Genomic DNA, 12,667 nt, shown 5'->3' with positions numbered 1-12,667 from the left:
CGGCTCGCTCTAACGTCTTCTTACATGTAGCAGATCTTTGGAGATTTGATATGATTTATGAAGCAAATCTTAAGAAGCCTGAAACTCTTGGCATGTGTGGCTTTGAGGTCATGTTTGCCCAGGAAAAGCGGTTTCTCGGAAATCCTTGATTAACAAGGCTTTCAGGCTCCTTTACAAATTAGCTCTTAGTTCTTCTGCTGTTTCAGCGATATCGATTTTGAGGACTCCACTCATGGCGGCTAGCTCTAACGTCTTCTTACATGTAGCAGGTCTTTGGAGATTTGATATAACTGGCGCTGATGAGCCATCTGTAAATAGCTAGCAACTATAGGACTTACGCAGTTGGATAGTTTCTCACAGGCGCAGCCCGCGAGAAATTGTCCAAAACCCAGAAAACATGTCGCGAGTGCGTAAGTCCTGAACTAATCAGCAATCGTTTGCAAACTCTGATCCGCAACGTGCCGCGCCAAAATCGCCTGCAAGTGTTCTACCACTAGGTCGGTCTGTTCAATCATGGCCAGGTGTCCGCAGTCGGGAAGCTGCACCACGTTCTGTCCACATTGCTGAAATAGACGATGGAAGCTGGCCAGATGCAGCACATATTGCGGCTCCATCACGGTGTCGTTTTGTCCGGCGATGAAGTAGACCGGCTGGGACAGGCGAGAAACGACCTGCGGCAGGCGATGCACCTCGGCTTCGGTCGTCGAGTCGAGCAGTGCGCCCACAGCCGCCGCTGGGTCAGCACTCACCCAATCCATCAAGCGCTGTCGTCCCCAGGCGCGGTCGATGGGATGGGCAACGTTCATATAGGTCATCATCAGGTCTACCATCGGTAGATGGCAGAGCCAGCGGGGGCGCAGCTTGACCAATTGCTGCCCTGCGGCCCGAAAGCGCTCAAATTCCTCTTTGAGGTAAATACCGCCGCCGGAATTGACGCAGACCACGCCCTTCACCCGATCGGGCATTCGGTCTGCGGCCCACAGCGCAATGCTGCCGCCGAGGGAGTGCCCCACCAGCCAGACGTTGGAGATATCTAGGGTTTCAAGGAGCTGCTCTAGGTCGCGGGCATAGTCGCTGGGGGTGTAGCCCGGTCGAGGCTGTGGGGCGATCGCCCTAGTGGGGAGCGCAGCCGTTGCAGGGACGAAGCCGCCCCCGGCGCTGCTGGGCAACTGATTCGTGGATTCCCTCGAAGCGCTGGTTTGGGCAGACCAAGAAGAAGTATTGGCGCTTGCCTTGCGGGACGACATCGCCCGGCCCGGCTGCGAATCGCCAAACCCGCGCAAGTCGTAGGACAGGCAGGTATAATTCGGCGCAAGCTGCTGAATTACGGGTTGCCAATAGGCACGACTCAGCAGCCAGCCGTGAATAAAAACCAGGGTTATCGGTGTTTGGGTGGGAGCAGTTCGCTCGTAGGCGTGGGGGGTGCCCAGGACATCGACGACATTCATCATACTTCCATCCTATCCCCAGAGTGGGGCCGATGGGGAGTCTGGGTGAATACTTGGGTTCAGGGGCCTCAGGAGTCGGAAGATAGAGCTGTTCCGAGGAACTAGAGTGCTGAAATCGAGACTCAGTAAATCTACTGATTATTTTACCAATTAATGTTCAAAAATGTTCTCGTAGTGCAGCAAATCCAGATCCACGAAGGTGGGGAGACACCGAAAGCAAGATTCTGCCAACGCTAACCGCTCTTCGCGCTGGAGCATGTCCGCCAGCTTTTGACGGATGCTAAGCAGAAACCGCACGTCATTGGCGGCATAGCGGAGTTGCTCCTCCGACAGGTTTAGCGCGTTGCCCCAGTCAGAGCTTTGGGCGGTTTTGTCCAGTTCCACCCGCTCTAGCTCCTGCACCACCTCCTTGAGGCCGTGGCGGGGGGCGTAGGTGCGGGCCAGCTTGCTGGCAATTTTGGTGCAAAAAACTGGACGAACCGCAATGTTGAGATGGTACTGAAACGCCGCCATGTCAAAGCGGGCAAAGTGAAAGACTTTGGTAATTTGCGGCGCTTCTAGCAACTGCTGGAGGTGGGGGGCGGCGGTTTGTCCCCGCAGGATGCGAACGACAGACACGCGCCCCGCAGGATCGCAAAGCTGCACCACACAAAGGCGATCGCGCCAGGGCCGCAGCCCCATTGTCTCTGTGTCAACGGCGATCGCCTCTGCGGTTAAATACTCCGCCAGCGCCTCCGCCGACAGATCCTCATCGAATACCTGAAATTCGTCTAGGGCCATGCTTTCAATGTTCTCAACCAATCCAGACGCTATTTCAAGTCCAGGTACTTTGCCACGTTCTGCATATCCTTGTCGCCGCGGCCGGAACAGTTAATGACAATCCGGGGGCTGCCCTCCAGTTTCGGACAGAGGCGGTTGAGATGGGCGATCGCATGGGCCGTTTCTAGCGCCGGAATAATGCCCTCCAGCCGCGACAGCAGTTGCAGCCCCTCCAGCGCCTCCGCGTCCGTAATGCTGTAGTATTCCGCCCGACCGGAATCCTTCAAAAAGCTATGCTCCGGTCCCACGCCCGGATAATCCAGCCCCGCGCTGATGGAATGCGGCTCGATCACCTGCCCATCGTCGTCTTGCAGCAGATAGCTCATTGCGCCGTGCAGCACACCCACCCGCCCGCGAGTCAGCGTCGCCGCGTGCTTCTCCGAATCCACGCCCTCGCCGCCCGCCTCAATGCCGATCAGCCGCACCGACGGCTCATTCACAAACTCATGGAATAGCCCCATCGCGTTGGAGCCACCGCCCACGCAAGCCAGCAGGATGTCGGGCAAGCCGCCCCACTTTTCCTGTGCCTGCTGCCGCGTCTCCTGCCCAATGATGGCTTGAAAGTCACGCACAATCATTGGGTACGGATGCGGTCCCGCCACTGAACCCAGGATATAGTGCGTCGTTTCCACATTCGTCACCCAGTCGCGAATCGCCTCCGAGGTCGCGTCCTTCAGCGTGCCCGTACCCGCCTCCACCGGGCGCACCTCCGCCCCCATCAGCCGCATCCGAAACACGTTGAGCGCCTGCCGCTCCATGTCATGCACGCCCATATAAATGATGCACTCCAGTCCAAACCGCGCACAGACGGTTGCAGTGGCCACGCCGTGCTGTCCTGCGCCCGTTTCGGCAATGATGCGCTGCTTGCCCATGCGCTTTGCCAGCAACACTTGCCCCAGCGCGTTGTTGATCTTATGCGCGCCCGTGTGGTTCAGGTCTTCGCGCTTTAGATAAATCTGCGGGCCGGTGCCGTCGGGGCGGGCAAAGTGGGTCGTCAGGCGCTCGGCAAAATACAGCGGCGTGGCGCGTCCCACATAATCTTTCAGCAAGCCCTGCAACTCGGTCTGAAAGTCCGGGTCGTCGCGATACTGATAAAACGCCGCCTCCAACTCACTCAGCGCGGGCATCAGCGTCTCCGGCACATACTTACCGCCAAACTTGCCGTATCGGCCAAGGGCATCGGGTCGCTGAACTGAGGTTTGGTTAAGGGGAAGCGGAGTCAGTGTCACGGTAGTAAAGGCGCTTTGAATACTTACAGCCCCCATTATCGGGCTACTGGCGCGAGATGGCTAGAGGTGTGGGCTTTGGAGAACCGAGATACTATGCCCCTTGAAAGCAAAATCGCCACGCAGCCATAGCCACGTAGCGATCCTTAACTAAACTAATCAGTTACCTACAAATTAGTGACCTGGATTTACACGAGTGCAAAATCCACAGTGTAGTTAGTTGCAACACCGGGACGGGGTGTCACTCTAAAGAAGTAAGTGCCAGCAGCCAGCCCGTTCTGGATGAAGCTGGAGAGGTAAGAACTGCCAAAGTTAGTATCGCTCCGAATCAGTTCACCACTGTCAACCAGCCCATTGCCGTTTGAATCTCGAATTAGCTCAATGATTGTGTTGCCTGATGTACCCTGAACTCGTGCCTGCAAGTTTGCTGTGGAATTCAGTGTGAATTGGTAGAAATCGCTGGGGTCAACATTAACGCTGACATGTTCCTTGGCTAAGAACGTGTTGGACAACACGCCAATATTCCGTGCGGTGGGAATCGTGCTGCCCGGATCAGGCTGCCCGTTGCCGCCAAAGGGCGTTGCCACGAGGCTCATCTGGTAAAGCGTGGAGGCGCTAGCCGTACGGCTGGCCACCGTAATGAAATAGGTGCCTACAGGTAAGTCTCGCGTAATCTGAGACAGATTGGTAGAGCTAAAGTTTGTATCCGAAGCAATGACTTCGCCGTTATCAATCAGCCCGTTGCCGTTAATATCTCGAACCAGTTGGATCTCGGTATTGGTAGAAGTGGCTTGAACATTGATCTGAACGTTAGAGATATCGTTCAAGGTGAATCGATAGGCATCAAGTCCATCGATGACCCCGACATATTCTTTAACGTTCACCGTTCCTGCCACGGGACCCAGGTTGCGGGCAGAAGACAGCAAGTTGCCAGGGTCGGGCTGGCCATTTCCGCCAAAGGGTGTCGCCACTAAATTCAGTTCATAAAGCGTGGAGGCGCTGGCATTGCGACTAGCTACGGTAATGAAATAAGTACCGGCAGGTAAGTCCTGTGTGAATCGAGACAGATTGGTAGAACTGAAGTTTGTTTCAGAAACGATAACTTCGCCGTTATCAATTAGCCCATTGCCGTTGACATCGCGAACAAGCTGAATTTGGGTGTTGGTAGAAGTTGCCTGGACGCTGACTTGAATATTGGACAGATCATTTAGGGTGAATCGATAAGCATCAAGACCATCCAGCACACCTACATATTCTCTAGCAGTCACTGTGCCTGCCACTGCGCCCAAATTGCGAGCAGTCGCCAGGATATTTCCAGGATCGGGGGGCGGACTGCCACCAAAGGGCGTGTTGACGAGCGTCAGTTCGTATTGGGTTGAGTTGCTGGGGTTGGAGGGCGAAACTCGAACGTAGTAAGTTCCCTGCGGCAGATCTGTGACAATACTGGGCTGGAAGGGCGCGAAGGAATCGACCTCAGAGGCAATCACTTCGCCGCTGTCGATCAGCCCGTTGTTGTTCAGATCTCGGATGAGTTCTACTCGACTGCCTGCTGAAATGCTGTTGACCCGCGCTTGCAAGTTGCCCACATCGTTGATGGTGAACTTGTAGATGTCGGAGGGGTCGGTGGTGCCGACAGCCTCCGAGACGATTGAGGTTCCCGTCAGCACTCCCAGATCGCGGGCAGTGTCGAGGCGTTCGCCGGGTTCGGTGGGGCGGGCGGCGGCGGTGATTTTGTAGTTAACTTCGCCTTTGATCTGCTGGATGCCAATGAAGTAGGTGCCGGGGCCAAAGTCATCCCGAAAGGTAATGTTTCGACGGCCTGTGTTAAAGCTGCGAATAATGGCACCGCGGGCATCGCGTAGCGTGATTCGAGCGCTGCTGGCGCGGTTGGCGATGCGTCCGATGGAGAGGCTGAGTTCGCGAACCTCGCCCAACGTGAATTTGGCAAAGTCAATGCGATCGCGGGAACCGACATATCCATTGATGCGCCGAGTACCCAGCCTACCCAGATTGCGAGCGCCTCTGAGAGTGTTATCTTTATTGCTAATTGACATGAAACCTGCGCGTATGAGTTAAAGAGGTCAGCAGTCCAGCGTGTCTTTCAACACAGGCTGTTGCGATGGCGTGCGTGTCACATGTCTACGATCGCCCATCTGAGGGATCAAGTGTTAGCGAAATTGCTGAAAGCTTGGAGGCTTCTTGATGAAGCTTTTATGTGGATTTTCATCAGGGCGATCGCCCTTGCGTATTCTCACTAAAATTTCTCCGCTGTAAAATCAGGAATTTCGCTTTCTGATACAGCCCTAGTCCATAAAATTCCTGATTCTCTGAATATGGACTTTAGCAGACGGCTATCTAGAGCAATTTATGGCAGACACAAAGCGTAAACCTACTTCTCAATCCGCAGGAAAAGTTCAGCCAGGAAGAAAAACCGTCTGGCAGGAATTTGGCGCGGGTGCTTTTGAGGATGCAGCAATGGAGCGTCCGGTGCAGGAACTGCCGCCCAACCAGCAGCAGATCCGCGTACAAGCCTCGCGCAAAGGTCGCGGCGGCAAAACGGTGACGGTGATCAGCGGGTTTCAGACCAAGCCCGAAACGCTGGCGACGCTGCTGAAAACGCTGAAAACCCAGTGTGGCGCGGGCGGCACAGTGAAAGATATGGAAATCGAGATTCAGGGAGATCACCGCGAGAAGATCGTGCAGGTCTTGGTGAAGCAGGGGTATAAGGCGAAGGTGAGTGGCGGGTAGGAACGGAAAACGGAAAAACGAAAAACGAAGAACGAAAAACGAAGAACGAAGAACGAAGAACGAAGAAGGAAAAACGAAAAACGGAAACCTCTTCCCTCTTCATTCTTCTGTTTTCGTTCTTCCCTTTCCCTCTTCCCTCTTCGTTCTTCTGTTTTCGTTCTTCCCTCTTCCCTCTTCCCTCTTCCCTTACCCCGTTTCGCTCGATTTGGAGTACTCTGGTTCGAGTGAATGCCCGGTTTTTCGTAAAGCGGGTTTGGGGATTTTTCTGGTTTGTAGGATAAGCTCATGCGATCGCGAACCATTCGAGAAGGCTCTGTTGGATTATTGATTCTGCTGGCGTTGGGCATATTCGGCAGTCTGCTGCTGTGGCTGCGGGGGCTGAGCCTGGGGAATCGCAGCTATCGCGCCGTGGTGGAGTTTCCGAACGTGGTGGGCATGGTGGAAGGCTCCCCGGTGCGGTATCGCGGCGTGATCGTGGGCAAGGTGCGGAAGATTCGGCCGGGGCCGCAGTTTGCGGAGGTGGAGATTCAGATTTCGCCTGCGACGGTGCGGATTCCGCGAGATTCGGCAATTCAGACCAACCAGGCTGGGCTGATTGGAGAAACAGCGATTGACATTGTGCCCCGTCAGGAGTTTGTGGAGGCGGTGGCGACCAATCCGCTGGCGGCAGATTGTCCGGGGAGCGGGATTATCTGTGATGGCGATCGCCTGCCTGGAGAAGTGGGCGTAACCTTCGACGCGCTGATTAGCTCCACGATTCGCCTGTCTAACCAGTTTTCCGATCCAGAACTAATCGAAAACTTGAAAGCGCTGACCTTCAACTCTTCCCGGGCAGCGGCGGGCGTGACAACGCTGACAGGCGAGGTGACTGAACTCGCAAAATCTGTGCAGTTGGAACTGAGGACGCTGGCGGGGTCTGCAAATCGAACCACAACATCGGTGGGCGGCGCAGCGACTCAGCTCGGACTCACTGCTGCCCAGGTCAACTCGCTGCTGGAGACCAATCGCTACGCCATCAGCAGCACGCTGTCTAACCTGGAGCAAGCCAGCAACCAGGTGCGCCTGCTGACGACTCGACTCACGCCGCTCGTAGACGATAGCGCCTTTGTGCAAAACCTGAATGCGCTGTCGGACAATGCGGCCCGTGCCTCGCTTACACTGCGGAGCCTGACGGACGCAATCGGCACGCCTGAAAATGCGCTGGCGCTCCAGCAAACGCTAGATTCGGCCCGCGCTACGTTTCAAAATGCAGAAAAGATTACCGCAGACTTAGATGAACTGACGGGCGATCCGACATTTCGCAACACTGTCCGCGATTTGCTGCGGAGTTTGGACAATTTGCTGTCGTCTGCCCAGCAGCTCGAGCAGCAGGTCGAGCTAGAGCAACTCTTGACCCCAGCGGCGATCGCCCTGCGCGACAAGCCCACTGCTCCGCTCTCGCCAGAGGCGCACGCCACGCGCCAGTCCCCAGAATCTAGCCCTGTTGCTGCACCAATCGCCACGCCCTCTGCCTCATCTTCTGCGGCCGCTGCCCGCACTACCCCTGCTGCACAACGCCCTGCCGCACAACGCCCTGCCGTTCGCCAGCCTGCGCGACTGGGGCGATCGCTCTCCGCCACGGAAGCCCCATCTACTGATAAGCTCAGAACCGTAAACACAAGTTTGCCAGAGTAATTCAATATGAACGCTTGGCTGGTGTTGGGTTTGGTGCTGTTAGCGGCCTATGTGCTGGGGGCCACGCCGACAGGCTACTGGGCGGGCAAACTGCTCAAGGATATCGACATTCGGCAATATGGCTCCAAGTCTACGGGCGCGACGAACGTGCTGCGGATTTTGGGGCGCGGCCCGGCGATCGCCGTTTTGCTGATCGATATCTTCAAAGGTGTAGCGGCGATCGCCCTCACTCGCTACGTCTATAGCCTGCCCAACATCGCCGCGCTGCCTTTGCCAAGCGGGCTGCCGCTGGGCACCTGGCTCCCTTGGGCAGTCATGCTGTCTGGGCTGATGTCCATTGTGGCCCACAGCAAATCCATGTGGATTGGGTTCAAGGGCGGCAAATCGGCAGCAACTGCGCTGGGCGTGCTGTTTGCGCTGTCGTGGCAGGTGGGGCTGGGCGTGGCGACCGTTTTTCTGCTGATGCTGGCGCTGTTTCGCATCGTGTCGCTGGGGTCGATCGCCGGAGCCATTTCCGCCTCGCTGTGGATGATTGCCCTGAGACAGCCCTTGCCCTTCCTCTTGCTGGCGATCGCCGGAGGCATTTACGTCCTGATTACCCACCGAGCGAACATTCAGCGCCTCCTAGCAGGCACAGAGCCAAAGGTTGGGCAGAAGCATTTGTAAGAAGCAGCATTTGGGAACGCAGCATTCGTAGATAGCAAATAGCAGCCGTCGAGCAGAGATGGGAAACGGAGATGCGAAACGGGGATGCGAAACGCTGGAATCGCTTTGCTTGAGCATTGAGCCGATCCTGTGACCAAAGTCATGCTTCAGGTCGTGACCTTTGCCTGAGGCGATCGCCCCATTCAGCTTCATAGGATTAATTCATCCCCCCAAGCAGTCTCGTGTCGATTCTCGATTTTAGATTTGCGATTCTTGGATTGCTAGTCGAGCATCTACCCGGCTTCCAGCCAGTTCATTCGTAGCGCTGCGTAGTCGTAGTGCCGCTTAAGAGAATCGATATCTGCGACTGAAATGCATGTTGGATAAACCATTTGGAGGTTCTATGAAACTGAATCGAAAGACGTTTCTTTGGGCTGGCATCGCGGCTGGTGTGATGGCATTCGCACCCCTAGCGGCGATCGCCGATCCTCCGGGCGGCATGGGTGGGCCCCGTTCTGGCCCAATGGAGCGTCTGAATTTGACGGAGGCCCAGCGCCAGCAGTTGCAAGCCATTCGAGAAAACAGCCGCCGCCAGATTGAGGCCGTGTTGACGGCAGAACAGCGCCAGCAGATGGAAACACGCCGCGCCGAGATGGAGCGCCGCCGTGAGGAATTTGCCAACCTCACCCCAGAACAGCGCCAGCAGCTTCGCCGCGAACGGATGGAACAGGGCGGTGGCCCTGGTGGGCCAGGTGGCCCAGGACGTGGGCCTCGCCCAGAACCCTTTGCCGACCTGAACCTGACCGATAGCCAGCGTCAGCAAATCCGCACCATTATGGAAAACGCCCGGACGCAGAGCGAGGCAGTCCTCACCCCAGAACAGCGCCAGCAGCTTGAAAACATGCGCCCAAATCGGGGCGATCGCCCAGGCCAGGGCCCAATGGGTCGCGGGATGAGCCGTTCTGGCCTATCTGGGCAGGGGCAATAGCCCGATTCAGCGGTTTTTGGCAAAAACACTGAACTGAAATACTGCGTCAATACTGCGTCATAGAGTGAGATTTGCAGCCCACGGTCAGCAGATCTCGCTCTGCTCAATTCAACGCCCAATTCCCCTCCGCAGAAAATCCACAGCGCCCCCTCTGCAACGACAAATTACGAGTCGTAAAGAACTAAGCAAAGCCGTCTTGCGATCGCCCGAAATGATGTAGAACTCAGAGTCTAGGGCTGGTTTCAAGGTTGGCACGGCTCGAAAAAGCGCCAGCCTTTAGCAGCTTAGATCAGTCCCCTTTGCAAGGAGTGCGGTAATGTCTGAGGTGCGGTCTGAGGTGCTAATCAAGGGCGGGCGAATTGTTACAGCGGTGGACGACTATACAGCAGACATTTGGGTGAAACATGGGCGAATTGAGGCGATCGCCCGCGACCTCTCCATCGACAGTGCCACGGTTCACGATGCCAGCGGTCTGATCGTGTTTCCCGGCGGCATCGATGTCCACACCCACATGGAATTTGACCTAGGTGCCGCGCAAACCGTCGATACCTTTGAAACCGGGACGCGCTCGGCGGCCTTTGGCGGCACCACGACGATTGTGGACTTTGCCCTCCAAAAACAGGGCGATACGCCCAAACAGGCGCTCGATCGCCGCCTTGCCGCCGCCGAACCCCAGTGCTGTGTGGACTATAGCTTTCACATCATCCTTACCCACGTCACGCCAGAAGCCCTAGCCGAACTGCCCGACTTGGTAAACCATGACGGCGTATCCAGCTTCAAAATGTTCATGGCTTATCCCAGCGTGCTGATGGTGGAAGATGCGGACATCTTTCGCGCCATGCGGAAGGTCGGGGCGCATGGCGGCATGATCAACCTGCACGCCGAAAATGGCAGCGTCATCCAGGCGCTGATCCAGGAGGCGCTGGAGCAGGGCAACACCTCACCCAGATACCACATGCTGACCCGCCCCAGCATCATGGAAGGCGAAGCCACCCACCGGGGCATCCGGATTGCGGAACTGGCGGAGGTTCCGGTGTATTTTGTGCATCTGTCAGCCGAGGAGGCGCTGAACTCAGTAGTCGAAGCACGCGATCGCGGCATTTCCGCCTACGCCGAAACCTGCCCGCATTATCTATTCCTGGACGAGTCGGAATACGATCGCCCTGGGTTTGAAGCCGCGAAATACGTGATGACCCCACCGCTGCGATCGCACGCCTGTCAGCACGCCCTCTGGCGCGGCCTGAAAACCGACGACCTGCAAATCGTCTCCACCGACCACTGCCCCTTCTGCTACAACGAGTCGCCCTTTGGACTGCGTAAATCTAAGCAGATGGGCCGCGACGACTTTGAGAAAATTCCCAACGGTGCGCCCGGTGTCGAATTTCGCCTGCACCTGCTTTACGATGGCGGCGTGAATGCGGGTCGCCTCTCGCTCAATCGCTTTGTGCAGTTGACCGCCACTGCCCCCGCGAAGATGTTTGGACTGTTTCCCCGCAAGGGGACGATCGCTGTTGGCAGCGATGCCGACCTGGTGCTGTTCGACCCCCACCAGCGCCACACCCTCAGCGCCAGCGCTCAGCATTCCAACGCAGACTATTCGCTCTATGAAGGTCGCGAAATTCTGGGCAAGGTACAGAAGGTATTTTTGCGCGGGGAGTTGATTGTGGAGGGCGATCGCTGGCTCGGTCGCGTCGGGCAGGGACAATTTCAGCGGCGATCGGCCTCTGGGCGCGTGTAGATGCAACGTAAATCAACTAGTTCCAGTCCAGCCCATCCCTCTCCCAACCCGCCAATCCCAACCCGCCAATCCCAACATGACAAATGACCAGCCCCAAAGGACTGGTCATGGAGACGGCTTGTTGACGATTTTCAGAACAGAACTCAACCAAACCCAAAAGATTCAAAAATCTTAGGAACCCGTCTGGATCGTTTGCATTTGCAGGAACGACACCATCTGCTCCAGTCCACGCTGGATGCGGCGCGTCACGGTCATTGGGCTAACGCCGATGCGCTCGGCCACTTCTTTGCGAGACAAGTCGCTAAAGAACACAAACTCAATCGCCGCGCGGGTCTTGTCTTCTAGTTGATTCAGCGCCCGCTGAAGCTGCTGACGGTCTTCTTCGAGGCGCTGAAGCGCTTGGTAACGCACATCGGGCAGCGTTTCACCGAGGGTGATAGAGGAATCGACCTGCTGAACGGTTGCGTCCAAGCTCAGGGGCAGGCGGTTACGCACGGCCATCTTGATTTCACGCCACTCGTGAACTGAAATGCCCATGTGTTCAGCAATTTCTTGATCCATCGGCTGGCGACCCAGATCTTTGACCAATTCTGCTCGCACGCGCTGCCCCTCTTTTTGCAAGTCTTGCCAGCGGCGGGGAACTTTCACAGCACTGCCGCGATCGCGCAAAAAGTGCAGCATCTCACCGCGAATATAGGGCACTGCAAAGGAACTAAAGGCACAGCCCTGGCTGGGATTAAACCGCTCGATTGCCCGAATCAGACCCAGATAGCCAATCTGCTCTAAATCCTCGTAAGGCTCGGCGCACTGATGGCTGACCCGGTGGGCAATTTTGCGAACTAGACCAGCATTCAACTTCACGAGCTGATTGCGAATGCTCACCGACTTGTTCTGCTGATAAGCCATCAGCAATTCCATGCTGTGGGAACGGAGAGAAGGTTGAGTAGCCGTCATCTGGGAAGTACCTGTTCTCTAAGATTTAGGCTCATTGTCCGCACTGGCGAGGGGTGAAACCATCGTTATTTCACGGGAATGAACAGCGTACCTCTCTGGTATGTCAGCGTAAACACGGAGTTTCCCTGAAAACCCGCCCCCTTTGCTTGCGGTTTGTGAGGCAGCAAGTCTACGGGAAAGCGCTTGCCCGACCCCGGCTAACATCCGCCAAATCGCCTAAAATCAAGGCATTAACTCTAGGACTTACGCAGTGGGGCGACTGCTCGCGGGCGCATCCTGCGAGCAGTTGCTCAAAATTCAGAAAACTTATTGCGGGTGCATCAGTCCTGAACTTAAAGACTGAAACTGCGTTGGTGCATCAGTCCCGAACTTAAAGACTGCAACTGCATTAACGATTTCGTTAACGATTGCGTTAACGATTCCATAC

Annotated in this window: 10 protein-coding genes; 5 read left to right on the top strand and 5 right to left on the bottom strand. The window is 56.2% G+C overall.

Annotated elements, in window-relative coordinates; all coding sequences use genetic code 11:
- Positions 1–422: 422 nt before the first annotated feature.
- The 4 genes from JTM80_RS15065 to JTM80_RS15050 form a co-directional block, all read right to left on the bottom strand.
- The gene (locus tag JTM80_RS15065) at positions 423–1,448 is read right to left on the bottom strand and encodes an alpha/beta fold hydrolase (protein ID WP_172358982.1); all 1,026 of its coding nucleotides are present in this window, start codon (positions 1,446–1,448) and stop codon (positions 423–425) included.
- Positions 1,449–1,598: 150 nt separating this feature from the next.
- Positions 1,599–2,228, bottom strand: coding sequence for a ribonuclease D (locus JTM80_RS15060; protein WP_172356999.1), 630 nt, complete (start codon positions 2,226–2,228; stop codon positions 1,599–1,601).
- 29 nt (positions 2,229–2,257) lie between these two features.
- Entirely contained in the window at positions 2,258–3,496 is a 1,239-nt protein-coding gene (gene trpB / locus JTM80_RS15055; RefSeq protein WP_172357001.1) for a tryptophan synthase subunit beta, read from the bottom strand.
- A 185-nt stretch (positions 3,497–3,681) separates the two neighbouring features.
- Positions 3,682–5,547, bottom strand: a complete 1,866-nt coding sequence (locus JTM80_RS15050; protein ID WP_172357003.1) for a pre-peptidase C-terminal domain-containing protein — start codon at positions 5,545–5,547, stop codon at positions 3,682–3,684.
- A gap of 313 nt (positions 5,548–5,860) precedes the next feature.
- On the opposite strand from JTM80_RS15050, the gene JTM80_RS15045 reads away from it, so the two are divergent.
- From JTM80_RS15045 to hydA, 5 genes are all read left to right on the top strand, one after another.
- On the top strand, positions 5,861–6,241 hold the full coding sequence (locus tag JTM80_RS15045; protein ID WP_172357005.1) for a translation initiation factor: 381 nt from the start codon (positions 5,861–5,863) through the stop codon (positions 6,239–6,241).
- 285 nt (positions 6,242–6,526) lie between these two features.
- On the top strand, positions 6,527–7,915 hold the full coding sequence (locus JTM80_RS15040) for an MlaD family protein (RefSeq protein WP_172357007.1): 1,389 nt from the start codon (positions 6,527–6,529) through the stop codon (positions 7,913–7,915).
- A gap of 6 nt (positions 7,916–7,921) precedes the next feature.
- Complete coding sequence (plsY, locus tag JTM80_RS15035) at positions 7,922–8,581, top strand: glycerol-3-phosphate 1-O-acyltransferase PlsY (RefSeq protein ID WP_172357009.1); 660 nt, start codon at positions 7,922–7,924, stop codon at positions 8,579–8,581.
- Between the two features lie 433 nt (positions 8,582–9,014).
- Positions 9,015–9,548 carry a Spy/CpxP family protein refolding chaperone gene (locus JTM80_RS15030; RefSeq protein WP_205369724.1) on the top strand — a complete coding sequence of 178 codons (534 nt, stop codon included), beginning with the start codon at positions 9,015–9,017 and terminating at the stop codon, positions 9,546–9,548.
- Between the two features lie 316 nt (positions 9,549–9,864).
- Entirely contained in the window at positions 9,865–11,286 is a 1,422-nt protein-coding gene (gene hydA / locus JTM80_RS15025) for a dihydropyrimidinase (protein ID WP_205369723.1), read from the top strand.
- A gap of 171 nt (positions 11,287–11,457) precedes the next feature.
- Here hydA and JTM80_RS15020 read toward each other — a convergent pair whose 3' ends face one another.
- Positions 11,458–12,240: an RNA polymerase sigma factor SigF gene (locus JTM80_RS15020; protein ID WP_172357015.1), complete on the bottom strand. Its 783-nt coding sequence runs from the start codon at positions 12,238–12,240 to the stop codon at positions 11,458–11,460.
- Between the last annotated feature and the right edge of the window lie 427 nt (positions 12,241–12,667).

The organism is Thermoleptolyngbya sp. PKUAC-SCTB121 (genome assembly GCF_016919485.1).
Taxonomy (GTDB): domain Bacteria; phylum Cyanobacteriota; class Cyanobacteriia; order Elainellales; family Elainellaceae; genus Thermoleptolyngbya; species Thermoleptolyngbya sichuanensis.
This window is presented reverse-complemented; position numbering and strand designations above follow the sequence as displayed.